Here is a 25,775-nt window from a genome sequence, read left to right as displayed (position 1 = left end):
ACGCCTAATTAGTTTGTTCACACTGGGTAAGTATCTTGTTTTTTCGGTCATCCGTACATAGGCCGAAATACTTGTCCGCGTCTAAATTAGTTGGTTGTTTATCAAAGATTGCAAAATAATAGGAATCAAACGCATCTGTTGTTGCCCTGTTTTGCCACCATTGGTAGTAACTTGTTTCGGCAGCGATACTGGCATTCGGGTTTTGTCCGGAAGCGCTTTTACTGGGCCAGCCTTCTTCCGTGACAATTATTTTTTTATCCTGAAAACGGTTGTGGTTTTTAACGGCTTGATAGCGATTTTCAAATTCCTGTTGCGCCGCTTGTTCATCAGGCTGTTGCGGACTCCAGAACGGGTAAATGTTGGCACCGATAAAATCAGCCTTGCTGATAATTTGATAGGGGTCGTCATTGGCCAGTTTTAACCAGGCGCCATCTTGCTGGGCACTGCCTACAGGCGTGCCGGAATTGCCTAATTTTTGTTTGATTGTGGCAATATCATTGGCGATGCGTTGCTGCATGGCTTTATTCGGCTCGGTAAAATTCCAGTTGTATATATCTTCATTCCCTACCACGATACCACTGATACAGTCTGGATATTTATTAACACTGTCTATGGCGTTTTGTACCTGGATAGCCGTTGCTTTTTCACACCAGTTGGCGCAATTGTCGCTGGCCGGATTAAACTCATAAACACCAAGCATAATCTTGAAATTCATGGGGCAGGCTAAATCGGCGAGTAAGACAATCTTTTGACCGTCAATGGTGGACACGCTCGAATAAAATGTTTTAATGACATTAAATCCGGATTGTCTGATGATGTTCAAATCCTTGGTAATTTCAGATCTCATACCATCTATATTATTGGCCGCTTGTGCTCGGGTAAAAACAACGCTGTGGGCGGGATCATAATTAATGCCGCGCTCGATAGCCAAAGCTGCGGTACTGGTTAGTAAAAAAAATAAGGACAGAAACAGTTTCATAATAGTTACCACTCATTTCTTCCGGGTCTGTTAACAAAGAATAGTCGAGATTGATTTGTGGTGCAAAAAAAAACAGTTTGATTCTTTGGCAATCCTGCCAGGCAGGATTGCCCGGTTTTTATCAGTTTTGTGTTAAAGTGGCTTCAGCAGGGCCATTGACGGTCAGGGTATAGCCGTTGGCACTTAACTTTTTAGGAGTAATATCGCCACTGTCCAAATCCATTTCTACCGTTCCCAGTTCGACGGGATGAGCGGTGTTGGTAGCCATTTTAATTAACGCAGGGCATTTGTTGTTGGTTGTGTGACCATAACAGGCCATTTTTACAACTATCCATGAAATGGATGTCGTTTTGTTCGGTGCTGCCGGGGTAGGGGCAGGGATGATTCCAGCAACGTAAGCTTTTGACTCAACGCTGGTGTCATTGTGGGTAACCAGATAGGAAGGGCCGGCAAAGCTCATAGTGGCTGACAGGCCAAGGGTAATTACCGCGAAACCTTTTAATATACCATTCACAATTTTTTGCTCCTTAATTAATAAAATAGGTATCCAACAAATCAAAGCGATTGAATTTAAAGCAATTTTCATCCATTCGCCGGTTCAACTATAGGGGAAGGTTCCCTGCGAAACAAGCCCTATGTTTGTTGTCAGGCACGGAGGTTTTTTGCAATTTCCCTGGCAAAATAGGAAATAATAATATCCGCTCCGGCGCGCTTTATAGCCAGGAGTGTTTCAAGCATGGCTTGCTCTTCATTGATCAGTCCCTGCCTGGCGGCAAATTTGAGCATGGCATACTCGCCACTGACCTGATAGGCGCATAATGGTATTTCAGGGTACTGTTGTTTGAGCCTGAAAATAACATCAAGATAATTTAAAGCGGGTTTTACCATCAGGATGTCTGCGCCTTCCTCAACATCAAGGGCGGCTTCACGCAAGGCTTCGGAACCGTTTGCCGGATTCATCTGATAGGTCTTGCGATCACCAAATTGCGGCGCTCCCTGAGCCGCTTCGCGAAAGGGGCCGTAGAGCGAAGAGCTGTATTTTACCGCGTAACTTAAAATGGCGGTATCATGATAGCCGGCGAAATCCAGCGCTTTACGGATGGCAAGAACCATGCCGTCCGTCATGCTGCTTGGCGCGACCCAGTCGGCGCCCGCCTGAGCGTGGCTGACGGCTTGCTGACCAAGTAATAATAACGTTTTATCGTTATCAATAGTGTCACCATCCAGGATACCGCAATGACCATGGCTGGTATATTCACAAAAACAGACATCAGTGATGACCAGCATATCCGGATTAGCCTGCTTGATGATGGGGATGGCTTGCTGAATAATGCCGTCGTGGCAAAGGGAGGCACTGCCTTTGTCATCTTTATGAGTCGGGATCCCGAATAAAAGGACGGCCGGGATGCCAAGCGAGCTCAATAGTTCAATCTCTTGCGGCAAATCACGCAGGGAAAATTGAAACTGGCCGGGCATGCTGCTTATTTCCCGTTTTTCCTTCAGCGCCTCACTGATAAAAAGCGGGGCGATAAACTGATGGGGATGCAATCTGGTTTCCTGCAACATGGCGCGTGCGGTTGTTGTTTGCCGTAATCGTTTCAGGCGTAAAGGTAAATGAAAGTCAGAAGTCATTGAGTGTTTCCTGTTTATGGGTATATAACAAGTCAATGCCGCTGGCTACAAAGCTGGCACTGACTTGTATGCTGAAATATTTGTTAAGCAGGTATTTTGCTGTGAACACATTATTGCCTGTCTGGGTAAAGCCGAGGTTATAACTCAGGTAAAGGCGTTTGGAAAGAGATTTACCCAGGACAAGGGACGTATTTTCCGTCGTTTCATTGGTTTGCTGGTTATATTGCGCGTTATTTTCCAGATTGATATCAAAACCGAGGCTCTTTTTTAGCTGTTCCAGCAGTTGTACTCCTTTGGTACCGGAGTCCAGATTCAGGGAAGAAATGGCGGCCAGAAGCAGTTGTCCCCCGGCCTTGTCCGCTTGACTGGCCGGTTTGCCAAGCAGCAGCATGGACAGGATATCAGCCTGTGAAAGATTGGATGGAATGGAGAACAAATGGGTTCTGGGCGAATTCAGGCGGCCGCTGACTTCAATGCCCACCGTTGTTTTGCTGGCCAGATCATAGGATTGCAGATTCGCGGTATTGAAATCAAACAATTGATTGGAACCGGAAAAAGAGGCGCTGGCATTGTTAAACTGACGAATGGCGCGAACTTTAATACCCGGATTATCAATCAGACCTCCCGTGAAAATAAGCTGACCTTGATCAATAGTCAAATCCTGGCCATAAGCCGTGTATTTGCCTTCCCGGACATTCAACTCGCCGGTGGCTCGCCACGATTCGCCGGGCGCTTGAAGAATACGTATGGCGCCATCCACAAATCCCTGCAATCCCTTTGCCGCGATCTTGACGTCTTTACCCATGACCAGGCGGATATTGGTGCTGATAGGAAAGGAGGTCGTTTGTGCCGGTTCTTCGCCTGCAAACACCACATCCTCTGAAAGGGTGGCACTGCTGCTGAAGTTGCGAGGAGTGAGATTGGCTTTCGAGATCAGGATTTCACCGGTCAACGTCGGAGGGGATGGTGAAAATTGCAACGTGAGTTTTGGGGACATGTCAACTTTATATTCCTCTAGCTGGATAATGGGAAAATTCTGGCCTTCTACCAGAAGGCTGCCGGTTAGCCGGGGTGAAAATTCACCCTGTCCTTTGAGGATTAATGAGTGATTGCCGTTAAACAGGGAGCCGGAAACCGTCCATTTGCGATCGTGGCTTTTCAGCGTCATAGTGACGGGATTAAGGGTGATACCCAGTTGAGGTATGGAAAAACGACCTTTGCTTAATGACATGGTGCCTTGAACATCCGGTTTCATCAGTTGGCCGCCTGCAAGCAGGCGGATTTGTAACTGACCTGATGATTGCGCCAGATTAGGGTTGAGCTTCTCGAGGAAATCCAGTGAATTAAACAGTAAGGATAATTCCCCGTTCACTGTTTGATTTTGCCAGTCTTTTTGATAAAGCTTGAAACGGGGCAACAGGATTTTTAATTGCGCTTTCTTGTTCGGATCGATAGTAAAGTCACCATTGGCAAGCAATTGTTTCTTATCCAGACGAACCACCAGTTTACCGCCGGCGAAAGACAACGGTTCCAGATCGGGTAACTGGTATTGTCCCTTGTTTATTTTCAGGGTGAGCCGGCCATCCTGGGGATTTAGCAATCGTCCGTTCACGCCTATGGAGGTGGACAAGCCTTGTAAACTCGGATGAAGCAGGGCCGGTTCAGGCAGAATCCCCTCAATTTCCCAGGCGGAAGACAGGGAGCCCTGGACATTGAGGTGATTGGGGCCCAGCTGTATCGATGCGGTAGAGCGCTTTGGCTGGTATTGCAGCGTGGCTTTTAGAGGTTGTTTGTCATACAAGGCGGAGATTTCTCCATACGCCGTCAGAGTGTTTATAGTATTTCCCTGAAATTCGAGATTGGCGTGCAGCTTTTCAATCAGCGGTATACGGACGTTATTTTGCAATGATCGGGCCGTTATTCTGCCCTGTATTTTGGGATCAGACCGGTCACTATATTGCGTGGTGAACCCTACCTGGTGACCCGGAAGGTCAAGCGTGCCGTTGGCCGTCAGTTTTTGCGGATTCACGGCGATATTCATATCCACAGTGGATGGCCATGGCGACTGGACGGTGGAATGCAACGTGATTTTAACGTCAGGCAGTTTGCCACGGATGTTGATTTCGCCGCGGTCACTGTTTAAGAACGTCTTTTTGCCGAGCGGCCAATGCAGGCGCTTCCACCGGATGAGGCTTTGTAATTCCTGTCCCTTTTGTAGGGTGCCATGCAGGGTCAGTTCGACCGGATCCCTTAAGCGGCCTTGCCAGTGATAAAGTGTCCAGTCACCGCCAAAGGTAATATGTCCTTTGAGAGCCTGGCTCGTATTGGCAACAGGCTCTAGTGTGACAGCGCCTTTTGCCTGGTAAGGAAAGAATGGCTGCATGGTTGCAGACAGGTGAATACTCTGGCCGGCCATTTCAAAATCAAGCGTTTTAAATTGCCATTGTTTGCCGGATATTCGGGAGCTCAGGGCAACATGATGAAAACGTACCGTGGTGTCGTCTCTTGTATAACGGATATCTTCAATACGGGCTTGTTTAATATGCAGTAAAACGGGTAGTTTCGGCAAGGACAGGGGTTCGGAAGGCAAAGGCTTGCCGGAGTCGTTTTGCGGGTGGTAATGAACGGACAGCTGACCGGCCTGCAGACGTTCAACGATGATTTTATAATGGCGTAACTGCTTTAATGGCCAGGTTATTTGTAAGTCCTCAACGGTTACCTCCATGTTTTTGTCGTGATAGATCAGGCGCTTGATGGTGAAATGATCAATGAGCTGACCCGTTGCGTGGCTGATTTTTATTTTGCCGGGTAAAAAGGCGTTGGCCAGTTTGACCGTTAGATACAGGCCTGGCGTGGAGGTCAGCAGAAACACCAGGATACTGGCGAGCAGGATGAATGCCACCAGCAAGGTATACAGCGATGATTTAAGTATTTTAAGCAGAAATCGCATTTATAGATCGGGCCCTATATTAACGACCAGTTTTGGTTTTTTATCACGGATCCGGTTAAAACCCGTGTCAACCGCCTGTGCTATCCCGATTTTGATAGGTCCCACGGGAGAAACCCACATCAGGCCGATGCCCACATCGTTTTTTAATGCCTTTAAGCTTGGCATGTAGACATCACCGCTGTCAAAAAAACCAATCAGATACCAATTGTCGACGGTTTCTTTCTGAATTTCCACGCCGGCGAAACTTAAGATTTTGCCTGGTCCAATCGAGTTAAAACTGTACGCTTTGAGGTTGTCGGCGCCTCCGAGCAAAAGAGCCAGTGAGAGGGGCAGTTGATTGATGTCGTTGATTTGAGTGACGCCCTGAATGGTATGAAAATAAAAACGGGTGCGGATCTGAGGCAGGGTTATGGCCGCTTTGGCATCAACGGATGCCTGTGCGAAACTTAATGCGGACAGTACTTTTTTATTCGCAATCAATCCGTTAACGGTCACATTGTAGCCGGTCGGAGAAAAGACCCGGTTGGCGGTGTTTGTCCAGGTCAGGGTGGCTTTGGGATACAGCGTGAGTTTGTTTTCCTTGGGTGCGTTGTCATAGTTAAAGCGTTCATAAAGTCCGTTTAACGATAAAATTCGTTGAAATTTGTTGCCTTGATGGCGTTGGCCTAACGACATTAACAACGCGTTACTGTAACCGGAGTTATAATCCAGATTGGCCAGATTACCCGCAATATAAAATTCATCGGTCACCGGATTTTTGCCGGGGATAACGTATTGGGCCTGCAGGGAATTCTGATTAAAGGATCCTACGGCAATCGCGTTGAATTTGTGGCCCGCACGGTTTACCGGCACGATATGCAGACCCGCGCGACCCCGTGGCCCGGTATCCGTACCGTAACCTATGCCTAAGGAATAGTTGATTCTCGCTACGGCTTGCAAATGGACGTTGATGGGAATGGTGCGATGGCCATTGATCTCCGGTTTGACAAGTACGGTGCTGAAATAGCCGCTGCTCGACAGATTGTTGTTGAACATGAGCAACTTGTCGGTCGAATAGGGTTGTCCATACTGAAAAGGTAAATAGCGGCGCAACAGCTCCGGTGAAATATAGGTGGGATTAAATATCACCTGGCCAAAATAGAATTGAGGGCCTGTATTAAAAATTAATGTGATGGCGGACGTGTAGCGCGCCTTGTCGATTAAAATTTCCGCTTTGTCAAAACTCGCGCGCAGATAACCCTGTGATTCGGCGGCATCAATTAATTTATCCTTGGCTTCCTTGTATTTTACGCTGTTCAGAGGCCCTCCTTGCCGGACAGGTAAATCATTCAGAACTTTTTTAATGACCATGTTCGCGGCACCGTCGCCTGTCAATTGAACGGAAAGTCTGTTGATCCGTAATTGGGGGCCGGGATTGACAATAATTTGAATTTGACGGCCGTCACCGGAACGTTGCAGGCGTATGCGGGGTTTGAAGTAGCCATAGGGAGATATGGCATTGGCAACCTGGGTGATTAGTATCTTGTCCGGAATGCCGGTCAGCGGTTTATCCGGTGAAAATTCTTTCAGTCGTAACTGGATATTTGTTAACAGATCACCGTCCACGCCCTTAATATCGACATGGCCGGCACTGTCGGCAGCCATCAACAAGGGAATACAGCAGACAAGGATCAGTACACAGAGACGTTTTCTCATGGCCTTCCCGGTTTTCGGAGCCAGGATCGGTCGATAGGAATCCTGAAGTCCGGCGATCGGCTAATTTTAATCGGGAGCATGTTCGGTTTCCATGGCTTTGAGTTTATAAACCAGATCCAGTGCCTCGCGTGCGGATAACTGATCCGGATCTATGGCGGCCAGCAATGCTTGAACGGGTGATTTGGTCGTTATCGCCGGTGCCGGTGCCGGCGTTTCGTTTATTGATCCGGATGCCCGGGTGAGGTAGCGGGTTGCCAGGGACAGGACTTCATTCGGGATCCCGGCCAATTGCGCGACCTCCAGTCCATAACTGCGGTTAGTCGGACCCTCCTCGACACGATATAAAAATACGATGCGACCATCCGTTAGAGTGGCTTGCAAATGCTTGTTTTGAATGTTGGGGAATTGGCGGGGCAGACCGGTTAATTCAAAATAATGAGTGGAAAACAACGTGTAGGCTCTTGTATGGCCGGCCAGATAGGCGCATGTGGCATAGGCTAAAGCCATGCCGTCATAAGTGCTGGTGCCCCTGCCGATTTCATCGATGAGAACCAGGCTCTTCGCTGTGGCTTGTCTGAGGATATGGGCTGTTTCAGTCATCTCGACCATGAACGTGGAGCGTCCGGACGCCAGATCGTCGCTGGCGCCGATACGGGTAAATATTTTATCGATGTGGCCGATGCGCGCTTCACGGGCGGGAACAAAGCTGCCCATATGGGCAAGAAGGACAATCAGGGCGCTCTGCCTCATAAAGGTTGATTTGCCGCCCATATTGGGGCCGGTAATCAGGATCAGGGCCTGTTGTTGATTAAGCGTCAAATCATTCGGAATAAATTGTTCTTGCAGAACCTGCTCGACGACAGGGTGGCGTCCGGCGATAATCTCGATTTTGTCTTCATCAACCATATCAGGGCGGCGCCAGTCCAAGCTTTGGGCACGTTCGGCAAAATTGGTCAGGACATCCAGTTGAGCAATGCCTTCTGCCAGCTCGGAAAGGGCGGGGAGGTATTGCAACGCGTCCTGCAACAGGTTTTCATACAGCCATTTCTCACGGGCCAGCGCCTTGACCTGGGCTGAAAGTACTTTTTCCTCGAACTCTTTTAACTCCGGTGTAATATAGCGTTCCACGTTTTTCAGGGTCTGTTTGCGTTGGTAATGGTCTGGCGCTTTATCAGACTGGCCGCGCGATAATTCAATATAATAACCTTGAACACGATTGTAGCCGAATTTCAGCGACGACAGGCCGGTACGTTGTTTTTCCCGGTTTTCCAGTTCAGCCAGTTTGTCATTGGCATGTTCACTTAAGGCTCGCAGTTCATCGAGTTCCTCATCAAAGCCACCGGCAATCACACCGCCGTCACGAATGAGCATGGGTGGGTTGTCAACAAGCGCTCTGGTGAGCAAGTCCAGCAGAACAGGCTGGGGGGCGATATGGGTTGCAAGCTGGCGGAGTAACGTGGTCTGGTTGCCGTCAATGGTTTTAAGAAGGGAAGGCAGCAATGCCAGAGTCTGTCTTAGTTGCGTTAAATCACGCGGCCGTGCCGATTTCAGGGCGATTCGTCCGGCTATTCGTTCCACATCGCTTAATTGACGCAATATAGACTGGAGGGGCGAATCCAGCTTTTTCTGGATCAGCTCCATCACCGCATCCTGTCGATACCTGATCCGATCGTGTTGGCTTAAGGGTCTGCCCAGCCACCGTTTTAACAGGCGGCTTCCCATAGGGTTTGCGGTATGATCGATAATATCCAGCAAGGTATTGTCCCGCAGCCCCTGATAATTTTCAAATAATTCCAGATGTTTTTGTGTGGAGGCGTCAATCTGCAGATAATCGTCGTCTTTTTCCAGAGTCAGATGTTTTAAGTGGGGTAATGTCTGTTTTTGTGTCGTTTGCAAATAAGCCAGCAGGCAACCGGCTGCCGGATAGGCCGCTTCGTATTCCTGGCCGCCGAGACCGGCCAGATGGCTGACGGCAAACTGGTCACGCAACAAGCGTTGGGCATGGTGAGGATCAAATTCCCAGGCGGGTCTGGTTTTTGTGGTGTACCGATTATTCAGCCCGGTCAGGCTAAATTGCTCGGAAAGCAGTATTTCCGCCGGTTGCAGGCGGCAAAGAGCGGCATGGAGTTGCGGCTCGTCTGCCACCTGCAACAAATGAAATCGCCCGCCGCTTAGATCAACCCAGGCCAAACCGTACAGGGATTTTTGCCGGTGTATGGCCAGCAGTAATGTGTCACGCTTTGCGTCCAGCAACGCGTCATCGGTGACCGTGCCCGGTGTGATGATTCGGGTGACCTGGCGCTCAACAGGCCCCTTGCTTGTCGCCGGATCGCCGATTTGCTCGCAAATCGCGACCGATTCCCCCTTTTTTAGCAAGCGGGCGAGATAATTCTCAATGGCATGGTAGGGAACACCGGCCATGGGTATGGGTTTGTCGGCAGACTGGCCGCGGTGGGTCAAGGTCAGATCAAGCAGCAGGGCGGCCCGTTTCGCGTCGTCGTAGAACAGTTCATAAAAATCACCCATGCGATAGAGCAGGAGCATGTCGGGATAATCGGATTTGATGCGTAAATATTGCTGCATCATCGGTGTGTGGTTAGCAGACATAGGACTCCACGCGACCTGTAAATATCGGCCATTCTAGCAAATGCCCGTAGTCAAGTCAGCACAAGAGGCAAGCTCCTTTCCGCTCCAGGGGTGTTTTTTATGTTGTTATTCAAGGGATTTCCTTATTTTCTTATACACGCAACAACTTTTTTGCTAGACTATGTTAGGGCTTGTTAACATTTCATAATGTGAAGCGAAAATGCGGCTAATTGGCGCTATGGGATGAAATGTTAACAAGCCCTGTGATGTTTTTAAAAAATGCTCAACCAAGGAGGGATAGGTATGAAACGTTTTGCTCTTGCAGCTATGGCTGGTTTAATGACGCTTTTCCTGTATGCCTGCGATAGTGCGGAAAAGAAGGCGGAAGACAATGCCGCGACCACGGTAGAACAATCTAACGGCCAACCGGCTCAACCCGGACAACCTGCGACTCAGCCCGGTAGCAATTCAGCGACCCCTGCCGGTAATAATGCCGTTCAGGATAATAGCCAGCCTGAATAATATTTCCTGTCATTATGATATTTAAGCCCCGCGTAAAAAACGGGGTTTTTTTAATCACCTGGAGTCGGTCATGAATTCCTTGCGGCATTTACTGCCCGAGTTAACCCGGAAATTGCTGGCCATGAATCTTATGATTACAACAGCCGAATCCTGCACAGGCGGTATGATTGCGTCGTTATTGACGGAATTACCGGGAAGTTCCGTCTGGTTTGAACGTGGTTTTGTAACCTACAGTAACGCGGCAAAACAGGAAATGCTTGGTGTTGACAAGCACTTGATTCAAAGCCATGGCGCGGTGAGTATTCCTGTCGCCGAAGCGATGGCAACGGGTGCCTTGCACCATAGCCGCGCGGATGTTGCCCTGTCTGTTACGGGCGTGGCCGGTCCCGATGGCGGAACCCTCGACAAACCTGTCGGTACGGTCTGTTTCGCCTTTACCGGACGTGACATGCCGCTTCGCTCACAGTACCGTTCTTTCCCACCCTCCTCCTCACGTGAGCAAATACGTCAATGGTCATGTATCGACGCCTTGCAAGGCATGATTTCCCTGTTGAATGAATCCCGCTGACCCGGCAACAAGCCCTGGATTGCGGGTTTGCTGCGGGCTCATATCTGTGTGATAATTTGCGCTTTGCATACTAGGTGAATGACATTATGGAAGACAACAGACAAAAGGCGTTAAGTGCCGCACTCGCTCAAATTGAGCGCCAGTTTGGCAAGGGTTCGGTAATGCGCATGGGTGACAGCACGGCCCAACGCGATATTGAAGCCATTTCAACCGGTTCGCTCGGGCTGGATATCGCGTTAGGCATAGGCGGGCTGCCCAAAGGGCGTGTCGTGGAAATTTATGGCCCGGAATCATCCGGTAAAACGACATTGACCTTGCAGGTCATTGCCGAGTGTCAGAAAATGGGCGGCACCGCCGCTTTCGTTGATGCGGAACATGCGCTTGATCCCGGTTACGCCGCCAAATTGGGCGTCAACGTGGATGAATTGCTGGTTTCCCAGCCGGATACCGGAGAGCAAGCGCTTGAAATCACCGATATGCTGGTTCGTTCAGCAGCCGTGGATGTCATTATTATTGACTCGGTTGCCGCGTTGACTCCCAAGGCTGAAATTGAAGGGGAAATGGGGGATACCCATGTCGGTTTACAGGCTCGATTGATGTCACAGGCACTGCGTAAGCTGACGGCTAATATCAAACGATCCAATACGCTGGTTATCTTTATTAACCAGATTCGCATGAAAATTGGCGTCATGTTCGGCAATCCGGAAACGACAACAGGTGGAAACGCGCTGAAATTCTACGCTTCCGTCCGTCTTGACATCCGTCGTGTCGGTTCCATTAAGAAAGGTGATGAGATACTCGGTAGTGAAACGCGTGTCAAAGTGGTTAAAAACAAGGTGGCGCCGCCCTTTAGAACCACCGATTTTGACATCCTTTACAATGAAGGTATTTCCCGGGAAAGTGAAGTCATCAATCTGGGTACGCAATTGGGATTGATAGAAAAATCAGGTGCCTGGTACAGTTATCAGCAAGAGAAAATCGGTCAGGGTAAAGACAACGTACGGCTATACTTAAAGGAACATCCGGAAATTACGGCGACGCTGGAGAAGCAAATTCGGGCCGAACTTCTGGATAAAAAATTATCATCGGTTAGCCAGGTCAGCCAGGAAGAGATGGCCGAGAGCATAGATGACTAAGGCGTTGGACTGTGCTTTTCGCCTGCTCGCCAGGCGTGAGCATGGTGCGGTGGAATTGGTTGAAAAATTAATACACAAAGGCTATGACAAAAACGAGGCGGTTGCCGTACTTTCCGAGTGCCAACGGTTGGCTCTGCAAAGTGATCTGCGTTTTGCACAACAGTTATGTCGTGCACGTATCAATCAGGGGTATGGTCCTGTCAGAATCCGGCAGGAGTTACAGAGCAAACAGGTCGGCAGTGATGTGATAGAGGACGTGCTGGCGACGGAAAAAGACAACTGGTTGTCGCATGCCAGGGCCGTTTGGCAGAAGAAATTTAAACCGTCGTCTGAATTATCGTTTACCGAGTTGCAAAAACAACGACGTTTTTTACTGTATCGCGGTTTTCCTAATGATATCATCGCCAGTGTTTTTGAATGATTTTTACTACAGTTGTGAGACCATGAAAAGTTCTGAAATTAGACAAGCGTTTTTTGATTATTTTGCCGAACGAGGGCATCAGGTGGTTGAATCGAGTTCCCTGGTGCCGGTTAATGATCCGACTTTGTTGTTTACCAACGCGGGCATGGTCCAGTTTAAAGACACTTTTCTTGGTCTGGAACCGCGTTCCTATAACCGGGCAGTGAGTTCACAACGCTGTGTGCGGGCGGGCGGCAAGCATAATGATCTGGAAAATGTGGGTTATACCGCCAGGCACCATACGTTTTTTGAAATGCTGGGCAATTTCAGTTTTGGCGATTATTTTAAACGGGAAGCCATTCAATTCGCCTGGGAATTTTTAACCGGGGTGTTGAATATTCCCGTGGAAAAATTATGGGTGACGGTATACACCGACGATGATGAAGCGGCCGATATCTGGTTGCAGGAAATGGGGGTGTCGAAAGATCGCTTTTCCCGCTGTGGTGAAAAAGATAACTTCTGGTCTATGGGGGATACCGGCCCTTGCGGACCCTGTACGGAGATTTTTTACGATCACGGGCCATCCGTTGCTGGCGGGCCGCCGGGAAGCCCGGATGAGGACGGCGATCGTTACATTGAAATATGGAACCTGGTGTTCATGCAGTATAATCGCGACAAGCAGGGCGTTTTACATCCGCTGCCCAAACCGTCGGTGGATACCGGTATGGGGCTTGAGCGAATAGCCGCCGTGGTGCAGGGAGTCCATAATAATTACGACATCGATATGTTCCAGCATTTGATTCATTCTACTCTGAAGCTGGCGCCCCGTTCCAACGATATTTCGCCTCACCATCCCTCATTGAAAGTCATTGCCGATCATATTCGCGCCTGTTCGTTTCTGATTGTCGATGGGGTTTTGCCAGGTAATGAAGGACGCGGTTATGTCCTTCGGCGTGTTATTCGCCGCGCTGTCCGTCATGGCAACAAGCTCGGGCTGCCAACGCCTTTCTTTGCCAGACTGGTGCAACCGTTGATTGATGTCATGGGAGACGCCTATCCGGAACTGACGTCGCATAAAGAACAGATCGAGCGGATCCTGACGCAGGAAGAAAACCAGTTCGCCCGCACGCTGGAGCAAGGGCTGCGTTTGTTGCAGGAGCAAATCCAGGATTTGAGCGGAAAAATTATTCCCGGTGATGTCGCGTTCAAACTCTATGATACGTATGGTTTTCCACTGGATTTGACCGAGGATATTGCCCGGGAACAAGGGTTACAGGTAGACAGGGAAGGTTTTGAACAGGGCATGCGGCAACAGCGCGAATTGTCACAATCAGCCAGTCAGTTTGGTATGGATTATTTCGAAGCCCCCAAACTGGATCAGTCTTCCGAGTTTCATGGCTATGAGACGGAGCGTATGAGCAGTAGCGTTTCCACGATGCTTGGAGACGGCAAACCGTCTGGTGAATTAACGGAAGGCATCCATGGTTCGATTGTTCTTGAAGCGACCCCGTTTTATGCGGAAAGCGGCGGTCAGGTTGGTGACAGGGGAGTCATAAAACATGGTGACGCGCTATTTCAGGTTCATGACACCCAGCGCGTGGGACAGGCTATTGTGCATCATGGCCGCATGATCAAAGGAACAATGAAAGTTGGCGATGCGGTGGACGCCGAGGTGGATTCAAAAAGGCGCGCTGCCATTCGTTTGAATCATACCGCGACCCATTTGCTGCACGCCGCGCTAAAACAAATCGTAGGTTCGCATGTTCAGCAAAAGGGATCGCTGGTGGATGCGGAACGCGCCCGTTTTGACTTCTCCCACCACGAGGCGCTGAGTGCCGAACAGATCAGACGAATCGAAACACTGGTCAACGATAAAATTCGCGAAAACGACGAGGCGATCACCCGTATCATGACGCTGGATGAGGCGAAAAAGAGCGGCGCGGTGGCTTTGTTCGGCGAAAAATACAGCGATGAGGTGCGGGTTCTTTCCCTGGGTGATTTTTCCATGGAGTTATGCGGTGGTACACATGCCGGACGCACCGGTGATATTGGACTGTTCAAAATTATTGCCGAATACGGTATTGCCAGCGGCGTTCGACGTCTGGAGATGGTAACCGGATCCTATGCACTGGATTGGGTTAATCAGCAATTGGGTATTCTGGATAGCGTGGCTAAAAAATTGAAAACCTCGCCTGCGGAAGCCGCTGACAAGTTGTCGCTGATGTTGCAGGAAAGCAAACGTCAGGAGAAAGAAATAAATCGTCTGCAAGCAAAACTGGCGGCGAAATCCGGTGACGATTTGCTGGCCGACGTGGAGCAGATAGGCGACATTAATCTGGTTATGAAGTCGCTGGAAAACGCCGATAGCCAGGTGTTGCGCACAACCCTGGATCAGTTGAAGTCCAAACTGGAAAACGCGGTTATTCTTTTGTATGCAACCGATCACAACAAGATGAACGTGGTAGCCGGCATCAGTAAAAATCTGATCGGCAAGGTACCCAGGGCTGGCGATTTGGTGAAACATCTCTGTGGCAAAGGCGGTGGCCGGGATGATATGGCGCAAGGCGGTGGGGAAGTCCCCGAATCCCTTGAGAAACGCTTGCAAGAGATACGCGATATGGTTGCGCAATCCGTTATAGAAAAGCACAATTAGCATGGTATCCAATGATAGCCCGTATAAAATGCAGCGTAATGCGTATATGGACATGATACGCCTTTTTCCGTGTTACACGCAGGCTACCCAAACAAAGTAGCTCGGTGGAATGTTTCACAAAGAGGCAACCATCCGTTTTTATGAACAATAAAAGGAGCTTGTTGTGGGCATTATCAGTGAATTCAAACAATTCGCCATACGCGGTAATGTGGTTGATCTCGCGGTTGCCGTTGTCATCGGTACCGCGTTTGGCAAAATCGTATCGTCGCTGGTAGATGGCATCATTATGCCTGCGATTGGTCTGCTTCTGGGCGGTATCAATATCACTGACAAGTCGATTAAAATCGGTCATGCCGTTGTGAAATGGGGTGAGTTTCTGCAATCAATCATTGATTTCATTATTATCGCCTTTGCGATTTTTCTTGCCGTGAAATTCATTAATATTCTGCAGCGCAAGAAAGAGGAAAAACCGGAATCTCCAAGCCGGCAGGAAGCGATATTGATGGAAATAAGAGACTTGCTGAAATCATCGAAAAATCAATAATGAAGGAATTGTTACAGGTTTGGGTTTTGAGTTGGCCGAAATCGTGGCTGAGTGGGTATTTGAACGTGCAACCCGATTCAAACAATACTATATTTTAATGTATTTGATGATTATCTTGCTGATATGAAAATAGTCACTGTATTTATATTGTTGCTATTCAATGTACATTATTGCTGGGCTCTGCGATGCAACGGGCAGCTAGTCTATGACGGTGATACGCAAAAAATGGTATTAAGTAAATGTGGTTCGCCTGACGCTAAAAAAACACTTGGCACCGAACAGAATTTATACAACTCGGAAGGGGTGAAATATGGTGCGGCTCCTTTTCTGACAGAGGTATGGACTTATCATCCGTCTTCTGAAGATTTTATATATAAAGTGTATTTTACAAATAAAGTTGTGACTTCAATTACGGCAAATTTACCTTCCCCTTAAAAAGTCTCTTTTTCAGGATCGGTTGATATGTCATGTCATGACTGCAAATGCGCCCGAAACTCTTATAGAAAATCCAGGAAATGTTAACATCAATGAAATTACATCGAATTTTAGCATTGTTTTATATCTTTGGATTGCTGCTTTATACGGTGGTTGCAATAGATTATTTTTCCAGGCCTCCCTTGTTTGGTTTGATTGGATTGGGTTCCATTGCCTCCAGTATTTTTATTTTAATAACACATCCCGCAGGATCTTCTTCATCGCCTAAAAATATTATTTTTGGTTACCTGATTGCTATTTTAATCGGGTTTATCTTTCAAAAAATAATAGTTTTTTTTCAACCCCATATTCAACCCCATTTGCCATTACATTTTCAATGCCTGGCAGTCATGGCGGTAGTCACTGTTATTATTATTTTTCATCGTTGCAATATTGATCATCCTCCTGCTGTTGGCATGACTTTGGGATTGGTTCTGGAATCATGGGAATATATGACAATTATTGTTCTGATAATTGCAGTGACAGGATTACTATTAATCCCTAAATTGTTTAATTCGTCTGTCCGAATAAAATAGTTCAATTATGTCCTACAATTATCGTATTACACAAAATGTTTAATAAGTAATCCGGGGGGCGTCATGTCCACTTCCTTCCACGATGTAGCAGCAAAACTGGAAAATCGGTTGGGGCACGCCTTCAGATATGGATCCAGCGCTTTTCGTTTTGGTTTGATTCCACAAAGCGTTTCCGATCACCTGCCTGTCCTTGCTGATTTACCATTTGGCGATCAATCGATAAAAATGTTGAGTTGGAATTTGCTGGCTGATGAACACTTATTTAATAATTTTATGAATATATCCGGGAGTGATTACCTGGAGCAGGCGTTAAATACCCGCATGGCGGGAAAAGAAAATATATATGCCGGCGCCATGTATCATTTGTTTGCGGAAATGGGGCAATACTTATTGAAGCACTCCGAGGATGGCAATATTAAAGTGACCAAAGAGTTACTTGAGGGTTTTATTGCCAATGAGGCTCAGCCTAGTCGACGGGCGCTCTCCCGAGATGCTGAAACAGCCAGGCTCAAAGTCGGCCAGGTTGAGGATGCGCGAAAAGCGTTGGTTGATATATTATTGGATTCCAAGGCATTGCATGCTCATGAATATCAACTTGCTCTCAAGCAAAGCATGGAATTAATTTATCATATCAAAGCGCCCGATGGCGCATTACAATGGAGCAACCGGTTTAAAAGATTATCCGGAAATTCCAGGGCAGTTGCTGAATTGGCTTCTCAGGATATACTGGCCTTTCAGGAATGCACGAAACCTGACGATCTGGAAACGTTAATCAAGAACGCTAAAAACAGTCCTGAAAATATGGTTTTTCTTACTCATAATCTAAGTCCGTCTGGAAAATCAACGGATAATGTTGTTTTAGCTTTTAACGCGGATAAATTTCAATTGGTTGAGCAGGAAACGCCGGCTAACCCGTTGAAAACCAGTTTTGAAGGAAAAAAACCGGCACTTTATTGCAAACTAATGGATAAGAAAACAGGAAAAGAGTTTATTGTCGGTTCCGTGCATCATCCGGGCGGTGATCATGATCTGAGACAGGAAGTTATAGATAATGTAAAAAAATTACAGGGAAAAGACAGTGAAATTCCTTTTTATATTGCCGGTGACTACAATCATACCGCCGAGCAATTCGCCGAGATGGACGTGGATTCTACGGCACTGGATCCCTTGCTGTTTTATCCGTCGCAAAAAGGCACCATGGCCGGTTCGGATTATGGTAACGTGAATAAAGCTATTGATGCTATCATGTCTGATCAGGCTTTAACAAATCGTATAAAGGTTAGCCCGTCGATTGTTCTGGCCCCTCCGTCACCGGTATCTATAAGGGTTGGGTTTGATATTCCAGGACACCATCTGGCTACAACAACCATTGACGCCACATTAAAACCTCATATTATTGAGAGTCAAGCCAAGTTTAAAGAAACATTGCAGCAGATTAAGTCCGAAGAGGCAAGCCGAGTGATTGATGCCTTACCTGTCAAGCATGACGACGATGATCCGGATTTAGGTAATCGAATATCGCTTCGTATTCAAAGTTAGGACATGAGAGAGAATGAATGATGAGTGAGATAAAATGTAACGACACCATTATGCACACGTATGGTGAACTACCCGAGCTAAATCAACCGGCACCGGATTTTGTCTTGACGGATATCAATCTGGAGGCGCGGAGCCTTGCCATTGATTATGCAGCGAAACCGGTATTGATTAACGTTTATCCCAGCCTGGATACCAGTGTCTGTTTTGCGTCGGTGGAGAAATTTCATCAGGAATTAAAAGGGAAAGATATTGTCATTCTTGGCGTATCCATGGACACACCTTTTGCATTGAAACGTATATCCAACAAACTGGGTTACGAAAATATCCATTTATTGTCGGATATTAAAAACCGGTATTTCGGCGCCAGCTATGGTGTCACCATAGCTGATGGGCCATTAGGCGGTTTTTTAGCCCGGGCGGTGTTTCTTCTGGACAAAAATCATATTCTGATTCATCGGGAACTAGTTGAAGATATTGCAAACCCACCTGATTATGAAGCAATACTTGCCAAGGCACATCAATCGTTTGGTGACTAGTACTGTTTCCATGTAATTTTGCAAGGTGGTGTTGAACATTGTGCTCTATTTTTGTGTTATTCCCGCGAAGGCGGGGATCCATTTTTATAATGGCATGGCGCCACCAGATAGATGGATTCCCGCCTTCGCGGGAATGACAGTACCTTTCAATACTAAATGGAAAAAGTACCAGGTCGGGTAACCCAAGTAAAAGCGGGTCGCGGTTTTTCTTGTCTTGATATATTCCAGGCCCTTCTCGGATAGGACAGGTTTTTTGTCAGGTACCGCGATGATTCGGTAAAGACAATCTTGTTAATAGACGGTGGAATAAAGATACTTATGGACAATGCCATTTTAAAGAGCATCATTCAGTATGAAAATCAACTTATTGCCAAGGAAGAACCGGGATCCATACTAGCGTCACTCATTGACGATGAGTTTATGGAAATGGGACAAAGCGGGCATACCTATGATAAACGGGACGTGATTCAATGGCTAAATCGTCCCGGCCTGTCGGAACGAACGGGTAGTGATTTTCAGGTGAAAATTATAACCGACGACGTTATTCTGCTGACTTACCTGAGCCATATTAAAAACAAGGATACCGGAGAGATTCAACACGCGTTTCGTTCCTCTCTCTGGCGCCGGAAAGAAGGGCAATGGCGGATGGTTTTTCATCAGGGTACGCCTTTGGATGAAATGATCTGAATTATCAATTTAGCGCTTGTTGACACTGAGTTATGGAGCCTGGGGTTAAAAATGATTTCACGCTTGCTTTTGCAAATGACTGGCTGGATTTTTTTCTCAGCGCTCCTGCTTTTTGTTCCGGCGGGCACTCTTGCCTGGCCGGGTGCCTGGATTTATCTTTTTTTACAAACCGCTTTTGGATTAGGAACAGGATTCTGGCTGGCAAAGCATGATCCGGCCTTGTTACGAGAGCGTTTATCCTTTTTAATTCAAGCGCGGCAACCGCTCTGGGACAAGGTTATCATGGCTGTGTTTATGTGTCTGATGGTGGTATGGTTGCCGGTTATGGCGCTTGATGCCGTTAGATACCAGCTGTCTTCGGTTCCTGTGGTTTTAAAAATAATGTCTGCTTTGGGACTGCTTGCCGCTTTTTATATTATTTATCGGGTCTTTAAGGAAAATACCTATACGTCGCCGGTCGTAAGAATTCAGAAAGAGCGCGGTCATAAAATCATTACAACCGGTCCGTATCGTTACGTCCGGCATCCCATGTATGCCGCTGCCTTCCTGTTTTTTATCAGTACTCCGTTGATGCTGGGATCATGGTATGGTTTGATTGTCACAGGGTTATTGATCATCCTTTTAGCAATACGGACTTACAAGGAAGAACAGGTATTAATCAAGGAATTTTCTGAACATTACAGGGCATATACCAGACAGGTTCGATATCTTTTTATTCCGTTTTTCTGGTGATGCAGCGATTCATTTGGCCAATGAAATTGTATTAAATGATGGCGCTTGAAATGATCTATTTCAAAATGGTAGTGGACGTCATGAATTTGCAGGTTTTGTGAACAAAATTTTCCTGGCATAATTTTTTTCTCAAAAGAGAGTAACCCGAAAGGAGGCCTGCGGCCGTATTTCGGGTTTTATGTTTCAATAGGGTACCGGGAGAACAGGGGAGCGCAAGTGAACGCTATCCCGCATACGGCTTTGCCCTGAGGAGTCCCGACATTTTTTTGAACAAAAAATGGAAGTGCTTATGTTTTTGTGATCAAATTCAGATTACCTCGATTTACCCCCTCTCCCGCGCCAGGAATTTGAGTAGTATGATGATGTTTTTTCGCGGGATGAGGGTTGGGGAGAGGGCATGTCACGGATGGTCATTGACGATGAGATATGGTGTCGTTTAGAAACGTTGCTTCCAAAACCTAAGGGACGTCATGGTAAGGATGAGCAGTTGTTTATGGCGATAGGCGGGATGCTTCAAACGGCTTTACTTTAAAGCAGTCATGATGACGTCGAGGACTGTTGGCGTGTGCTGAAAGATATCATGATTCCAAAAGCGGATCACTTTAAAACCATGTGTCTTTAGCTGTGTGATTCACAGAGATCCTTTCAATTTTTTGATGAAAAAATGATCAGCCCAGTCTTGCTAGCCTCGCTCTTTTTACATGCAAAAATCGTGTAAATCTGAACGTAATTCCCGTTGGCTTTGGGGATTAAAGTCAATTTCCATACCGTATTTTAACTTTTTAGATGGTATTTTTTTCACCCGTATCAATAAAAATACCGTTCTAGGTAAAGTCGCGTAATGTATCTGTAAAACCGTTATTGATTAGCAAGAAAAGACTGCATAACGATAATATCAGTTTCATGGGAACTCCCTTTCGACGCTTGTTTTTCTAGCCGATTTAAGGCAAGACAGGGATGGTATTTCAGCCAGAGTGGGTGTTGTTTTAGAGTAATTAAAGTGTCCGGCAAATCTGAAGGCGAATGGTGATTTGATCTCGTTGTTACAAGCAGTTGAGGAAAAACAGGTACAGCACAGTATGTAATGCGCTATCACAATGGCCGTGTTGGGCCAGGGAGAGCAGGGATTTAATTGTCAATACGAACTCGATTTTTATTATGCTGTATATATGAAACATGGAAATGAAATTATCAAGGCTTATGAAGGCTCTCATGAGAAAAAAAGGAATATACTGCCTCGTCAGGATTGAGTTTTAGGGTGTAATCACCAGGCTTTCATTCATATGTGCACGCTTTTTGATGTGGAAATGCTCATTGCTATGGAACATAGATTTTTATTGGGCAGTTATGGGATAATGGCCTCCGGAGTTAGCTTGTTTTACTTATCGTAAGGATGTCGAAATCATTAGCGATAAGTAACGGTTTCAATAGCCCCTGTATTTTATCCCATTTGACAATTAGGGCCTGTCGTCAATCACTTCCACGGTTGCACATTGAGGCTGATTTGCTCAAATTATTCATAATAATTTTAATTGGACTTGATTGTGACCGGTGAGAATTTTGATTTACCTTAAACCCTGCGCCATTTTATAGTGGGTATTGATAGCCATCTACACTCTCTGGGGCAACCGACTTGGTGAAACAGAACAAAATAATAGATTAAACTAGCGAGATAATTAATGCCACGTAAACTCTTTTCATATTTTCGACGCTCATATTTTCGACAAAGTGATATAAGAAACGACATTTATGTCGATCCAGTTAATTTTTTACATTCTGCAATTGTTTTTAGTATCTTCTCCTATCTTAGTCATCAAGAATTAGCGAGCTTGTCCTTGGTTTCCAAAAGGTGGTATGAGCAAGTAGAAGCATATTATCATCAAGATTTATGCCTTAATAAGGGGGACGAATCTTCATGGAAAGTCTACTTCAATAAAAAAAACCGGCTTGCTCATTTTATGGCTCCGTCTAGGCAGTTAAAAGAAATCCATAGCAATTTAATTGGCGGCTCGGTATTGATCGATCAATCACAAGGAAAAGCTTGCTTTGCTTACTCTGAGAAAGGTAGAGACCACTCAATTAAGTTTGAGATTTGGGATCTTGAAAAAGATAGCTGTATCAAAACGATCTCTTGTTTAGAAAAAGAAAGGATGTATGCAATTGCCTTCTCATACCCTTACCTGGTTACAAAATCAGAAGACACTATCTATATTCGTGATGTGACCAAAAAGGAAGTTAAAAGCACGGTTGTCTGTAAAATAGGTCCCCACCCAATAAACCGTTTCAAGGATGTTTTTTCTTTGGAAGCCCGGGATTTCGGGTGTCAATTTGGATATATAAGCGATCGTATATTTGATAAAACTTCAGCTCGTGTGGCTACTTTTAGCAAGGATAATCCAAAAAAAGTCAATACCAATTTGTTTGGTGACGAACAAGGGAGAGTTCCGTCTGACGCCGTTTCGCTACTTCACAAAAATTTATTTATTTATACAATCTTACCAGGCATTCTCCATGTGGTTGACGTGTTTAATTTAGAAAGTTCTCCAGTGGAATTGGTTGTCCCGGAGGTATCGAGATTCGTTGAAAGTGTAGATAAAAAGTCCAAAAAAGAAATGGCGAAACTGGGGGAGAGAAATAGTTTTGTGGCCCTGATAGCCAACGATAACGTATTAGTAGCCCAAACCAAACAAAACATCCTGGTATGGGATTTAAAATCCGGAGAATTACAAAGAATTTTTCCATTGGCTATAAAATTTCCAATATTAGACCGTACCTATAATCTATTATATCGAGTTAATGGCATTTGCGCGCTTTCAGGAGATATATTATTTGCCCATGATTCAGAACAAGGTGTGGCGCAAGCCTTTGATCTTGGCAACAACGGTAAAACACTCAAAACGTGGAAGTTCGATCAAGAACACAGTCGACATCCCGTTGGATGCTATAAAGGAAAGGTATATATGATCAATAGCCCCGAGGAGAAAAGAACGACTCTAACGATGTTTAACTTTTTCAATCGGAATCCCTCTAAGGATGAAAAACCATTAATGAGTCAAAGTTTGGATCAGTTGGCTAAACCTATCTAAAGCCCTTAACTGAAGATATAATAGGGGTGAGTCATGAATCTACTTTACACCCTATGTAATGTGAATATTTAAAAGAAGCATCATTAGATGATGCCCGAAAATTTTGTGTTATTCATAGAGATCAATGTTAAAATTATTACTCCAAAAATTTCATGTATATCAGAATTAAATATTAACGAAGAAGAACCTGATATTACAGCGTTTAAATGGTAATGTGGGGAATCAATAATTAATTCTCCAAGAGAAATAGAATTATCATTTTTAAATCTAACTAAAACCAGATCACCATCCAATGGGGTTTTATATGTATCTATTATGAAATTAGGCAGTGTCCCTAAACTATGAATAGGGATGCGTTTTTAGCCAATCAGCACGCTTCGTATCGTAAATTTGATTGTGCAGGTGTTGACCACCATTAAGCTCGATAATCAGCCGTTTTTCAAGACAGGCAAAATCAACGATGTAGTCGCCTATTGGTACTTGTCTCTTGAATTTAAATCCAAGCCTATTCGCTCGGAGATAGTACCATAGATGCCTCTCAGCATTCGTACTGTTTTTCCTTAAATCGCGGGCTCGTTGCCTTAACACCGATTTTTCCTCGCCCTCTCCCCAACCCTCTCCCGCAAAAAGCATCATCCTGCTACTCAAATTCCTGGCGCGGGAGAGGGGGCAGATCGAGGTAATCTGAAAAATTTGTGTTCAAATTCAGTCTGGGATAGCTATAAAAAACGTTAGGGATATCAAAAGCGAGCCGTTGGGGAGCGGGTTCATGCTGGAAACGGATGGTAAGCATAGGTCATATCAGGCGAACACTGCTAAAAATACAGGGATATGTATTTTGAACAAAAATATGTCAGGATCACTCAGGGCAAAGCCTTCATGAAGGCTGCATGAAACTATGATTTGTTGTAGAACAATAGCCGCCTTGTTTTCGCCCGGAAAAAAGTTGTTCGCAAAGCCCGGTTGTACGAAAAAACTATTTTCGTACAACCGGGCCATGATTAAACTATACTTAAATAAGATGGTTGATTTGTAACATTTTCGTTGTAATGTCCGAAATAGAGGTATACAGGAGTTGTCATGACCGCCCTACTTAATTTATTTGCTATTATTATCCTGTTTGGAATAGGGTTGTGGCTGGTGAATGTTTTTATCCCCATGCCTGCCGCTATTAAAAGCCTGCTCAATATCCTGGTGCTTATTGTGCTTGTTATTTACATCCTGCAGTATTTTGGTGTGATTAATACAATATTGCCAACCATCAGGTTGTTTCGTTGAATAAATATATTTTAATCCAGGCAGTTGGGTTGATCGTTCATTTCAGGTTGGGCTGCCAAATGGGCAACCCGATAGATATGGATATTGTTTTGCCGGACTGTCTATAGATAACCCGGCATTATTAATCTCAATCATCTTCCCAGTTCAACGTGCCGCCTGCCTGGTATTCGATGACACGGGTTTCAAAGAAATTCTTCTCTTTTTTCAGATCCATCATTTCACTCATCCACGGGAAGGGATTTTCCGCGCCGGGATATTGTTCCTGCAGACCTATTTGAGCCATGCGTCGGTTGGCGATAAAGTGGAGATATTCTTCAAACATATCGGCGTTCATGCCCAGAATACCGTGTGGCATGGTGTCTTGGGCGTATTGATATTCCAGTTTCACCCCTTCCTTGATTAATTGAATCATTTCATCCTTGAAGGCTGGTGTCCATAAATGCGGATTTTCAATTTTGATCTGGTTTATCACATCGATGCCGAAATTCATGTGCATGGATTCATCACGTAAAATATACTGGAATTGTTCGGAGGTACCCACCATTTTGTTGCGTCGTCCCATGGACAGGATTTGGGTAAAGCCGACATAGAAAAAGATGCCTTCGAAAACGACATAAAAAGCAATCAAATCGCGCAGTAAGCGTTGATCATCTTCCGGTGTGCCGGTACGAAATGTCGGATCGCCAAGACTTTGGGTAAAGGGAAGCGCCCAGGCGGCTTTCGTCGCCACAGACGGAATTTCCCGATACATATTAAAGACGGCCGCCTCATCAAGCCCCAGGCTTTCGATAATGTATTGATAAGCATGCGTATGCAGCGCCTCTTCGAAGGCTTGCCGCAAGAGATATTGGCGGCATTCCGGATTGGTAATATGCCGGTAAACGGCCAGAACCAGGTTATTGGCTACCAGGGAGTCCGCTGTGGAGAAAAATCCCAGATTACGAAGCACAATTAACCGCTCATCCTCGGTTAGCCCGGTTGGATCTTTCCATAATGCGACGTCCGCACTCATGTTGATTTCATTCGGCATCCAGTGGTTGGCACAGCCGGTTAAGTATTTATCCCAAGCCCAGGTGTATTTGAAAGGAACCAACTGGTTTAAATCCGCGCGGCAATTAATAATTTGCTTGTCGTCAACATGAATGCGTCCGGCACCCATTTCCAGCGCTTCCAGACCTGTTGCACCTATTTGTTCTTTTGTGCTTATGTGTTGTGGTGATACGGACATGGTATTCTCCTCTT

The 25,775-nt window shown here is 46.0% G+C and carries 24 protein-coding genes; 15 read left to right on the top strand and 9 right to left on the bottom strand.

Annotation, left to right across the window (positions count from 1 at the left end; all coding sequences use genetic code 11):
* Window positions 1-4: 4 nt before the first annotated feature.
* From CKW05_RS10255 to mutS, 6 genes are all read right to left on the bottom strand, one after another.
* Window positions 5-979, bottom strand: coding sequence for a glycoside hydrolase family 17 protein (locus tag CKW05_RS10255; RefSeq protein ID WP_058482396.1), 975 nt, complete (start codon window positions 977-979; stop codon window positions 5-7).
* A 121-nt stretch (window positions 980-1,100) separates the two neighbouring features.
* Window positions 1,101-1,493: a hypothetical protein gene (locus CKW05_RS10250; RefSeq protein WP_058482462.1), complete on the bottom strand. Its 393-nt coding sequence runs from the start codon at window positions 1,491-1,493 to the stop codon at window positions 1,101-1,103.
* A gap of 131 nt (window positions 1,494-1,624) precedes the next feature.
* Window positions 1,625-2,611 (bottom strand): porphobilinogen synthase, encoded by a 987-nt coding sequence (gene hemB, locus CKW05_RS10245; protein ID WP_058482397.1) that lies wholly within the window; start codon window positions 2,609-2,611, stop codon window positions 1,625-1,627.
* A complete protein-coding gene (locus tag CKW05_RS10240) occupies window positions 2,601-5,561 on the bottom strand; it encodes a translocation/assembly module TamB domain-containing protein (RefSeq protein WP_058482398.1) in 2,961 nt (986 codons plus the stop codon). The genes hemB and CKW05_RS10240 overlap by 11 nt, the downstream gene beginning before the upstream one ends.
* Window positions 5,562-7,256 (bottom strand): autotransporter assembly complex protein TamA, encoded by a 1,695-nt coding sequence (locus CKW05_RS10235; protein ID WP_058482399.1) that lies wholly within the window; start codon window positions 7,254-7,256, stop codon window positions 5,562-5,564.
* A 66-nt stretch (window positions 7,257-7,322) separates the two neighbouring features.
* Window positions 7,323-9,863, bottom strand: coding sequence for a DNA mismatch repair protein MutS (gene mutS, locus CKW05_RS10230; protein ID WP_058482400.1), 2,541 nt, complete (start codon window positions 9,861-9,863; stop codon window positions 7,323-7,325).
* A 282-nt stretch (window positions 9,864-10,145) separates the two neighbouring features.
* Between mutS and CKW05_RS10225 the strand changes: the two genes are divergently transcribed.
* The 13 genes from CKW05_RS10225 (at window position 10,146) to CKW05_RS15595 (ending at window position 20,701) form a co-directional block, all read left to right on the top strand.
* Window positions 10,146-10,364, top strand: a complete 219-nt coding sequence (locus tag CKW05_RS10225; protein ID WP_058482401.1) for a hypothetical protein — start codon at window positions 10,146-10,148, stop codon at window positions 10,362-10,364.
* A 70-nt stretch (window positions 10,365-10,434) separates the two neighbouring features.
* Entirely contained in the window at window positions 10,435-10,932 is a 498-nt protein-coding gene (locus tag CKW05_RS10220) for a CinA family protein (RefSeq protein ID WP_058482402.1), read from the top strand.
* A gap of 86 nt (window positions 10,933-11,018) precedes the next feature.
* On the top strand, window positions 11,019-12,068 hold the full coding sequence (gene recA / locus CKW05_RS10215) for a recombinase RecA (protein WP_058482403.1): 1,050 nt from the start codon (window positions 11,019-11,021) through the stop codon (window positions 12,066-12,068).
* Window positions 12,061-12,489, top strand: coding sequence for a recombination regulator RecX (gene recX, locus CKW05_RS10210; RefSeq protein ID WP_058482404.1), 429 nt, complete (start codon window positions 12,061-12,063; stop codon window positions 12,487-12,489). Before recA ends, recX begins: the two co-directional genes overlap by 8 nt.
* 22 nt (window positions 12,490-12,511) lie before the next feature.
* A complete protein-coding gene (gene alaS / locus CKW05_RS10205; RefSeq protein ID WP_058482463.1) occupies window positions 12,512-15,121 on the top strand; it encodes an alanine--tRNA ligase in 2,610 nt (869 codons plus the stop codon).
* A 163-nt stretch (window positions 15,122-15,284) separates the two neighbouring features.
* Window positions 15,285-15,665, top strand: a complete 381-nt coding sequence (mscL, locus tag CKW05_RS10200) for a large-conductance mechanosensitive channel protein MscL (protein WP_058482405.1) — start codon at window positions 15,285-15,287, stop codon at window positions 15,663-15,665.
* 225 nt (window positions 15,666-15,890) lie between these two features.
* Window positions 15,891-16,100 carry a DUF2845 domain-containing protein gene (locus CKW05_RS10195; protein WP_231950441.1) on the top strand — a complete coding sequence of 70 codons (210 nt, stop codon included), beginning with the start codon at window positions 15,891-15,893 and terminating at the stop codon, window positions 16,098-16,100.
* 92 nt (window positions 16,101-16,192) lie between these two features.
* Window positions 16,193-16,675 (top strand): HPP family protein, encoded by a 483-nt coding sequence (locus CKW05_RS10190; RefSeq protein ID WP_058482407.1) that lies wholly within the window; start codon window positions 16,193-16,195, stop codon window positions 16,673-16,675.
* Window positions 16,676-16,738: 63 nt separating this feature from the next.
* Entirely contained in the window at window positions 16,739-18,214 is a 1,476-nt protein-coding gene (locus tag CKW05_RS10185) for an exonuclease/endonuclease/phosphatase family protein (protein WP_058482408.1), read from the top strand.
* Between the two features lie 17 nt (window positions 18,215-18,231).
* Complete coding sequence (gene tpx / locus CKW05_RS10180; RefSeq protein ID WP_058482409.1) at window positions 18,232-18,750, top strand: thiol peroxidase; 519 nt, start codon at window positions 18,232-18,234, stop codon at window positions 18,748-18,750.
* 318 nt (window positions 18,751-19,068) lie between these two features.
* On the top strand, window positions 19,069-19,437 hold the full coding sequence (locus CKW05_RS10175) for a nuclear transport factor 2 family protein (protein ID WP_058482410.1): 369 nt from the start codon (window positions 19,069-19,071) through the stop codon (window positions 19,435-19,437).
* 51 nt (window positions 19,438-19,488) lie between these two features.
* On the top strand, window positions 19,489-20,169 hold the full coding sequence (locus CKW05_RS10170) for a methyltransferase family protein (protein WP_065238362.1): 681 nt from the start codon (window positions 19,489-19,491) through the stop codon (window positions 20,167-20,169).
* A gap of 397 nt (window positions 20,170-20,566) precedes the next feature.
* Complete coding sequence (locus CKW05_RS15595) at window positions 20,567-20,701, top strand: hypothetical protein (RefSeq protein WP_269457745.1); 135 nt, start codon at window positions 20,567-20,569, stop codon at window positions 20,699-20,701.
* Here CKW05_RS15595 and CKW05_RS10165 read toward each other — a convergent pair.
* Complete coding sequence (locus CKW05_RS10165) at window positions 20,693-20,770, bottom strand: hypothetical protein (RefSeq protein WP_231950757.1); 78 nt, start codon at window positions 20,768-20,770, stop codon at window positions 20,693-20,695. The two genes, CKW05_RS15595 and CKW05_RS10165, sit on opposite strands and share 9 nt — an antisense overlap.
* A 1,078-nt stretch (window positions 20,771-21,848) precedes the next feature.
* Here CKW05_RS10165 and CKW05_RS10160 point away from each other — a divergent pair.
* Window positions 21,849-23,255 carry an F-box-like domain-containing protein gene (locus tag CKW05_RS10160; protein WP_082642715.1) on the top strand — a complete coding sequence of 469 codons (1,407 nt, stop codon included), beginning with the start codon at window positions 21,849-21,851 and terminating at the stop codon, window positions 23,253-23,255.
* 339 nt (window positions 23,256-23,594) lie between these two features.
* On the opposite strand, the gene CKW05_RS10155 is transcribed toward CKW05_RS10160, so the two are convergent.
* A complete protein-coding gene (locus CKW05_RS10155) occupies window positions 23,595-23,891 on the bottom strand; it encodes an endonuclease domain-containing protein (RefSeq protein ID WP_231950440.1) in 297 nt (98 codons plus the stop codon).
* Between the two features lie 444 nt (window positions 23,892-24,335).
* Here CKW05_RS10155 and CKW05_RS10145 point away from each other — a divergent pair, with 444 nt between their 5' ends.
* Complete coding sequence (locus CKW05_RS10145; protein WP_058482414.1) at window positions 24,336-24,533, top strand: Thivi_2564 family membrane protein; 198 nt, start codon at window positions 24,336-24,338, stop codon at window positions 24,531-24,533.
* A 127-nt stretch (window positions 24,534-24,660) separates the two neighbouring features.
* Here the strand turns inward: CKW05_RS10145 and CKW05_RS10140 are convergent, their stop codons facing one another.
* The gene (locus CKW05_RS10140; protein WP_058482415.1) at window positions 24,661-25,761 is read right to left on the bottom strand and encodes a ribonucleotide-diphosphate reductase subunit beta; all 1,101 of its coding nucleotides are present in this window, start codon (window positions 25,759-25,761) and stop codon (window positions 24,661-24,663) included.
* Between the last annotated feature and the right edge of the window lie 14 nt (window positions 25,762-25,775).

The sequence above is a fragment of the Legionella spiritensis genome, assembly GCF_900186965.1.
GTDB classification, from domain to species: domain Bacteria; phylum Pseudomonadota; class Gammaproteobacteria; order Legionellales; family Legionellaceae; genus Legionella_C; species Legionella_C spiritensis.
Note: the sequence above shows the minus strand (reverse complement) of the source record. Positions and strands in the feature narration are given on the sequence as shown.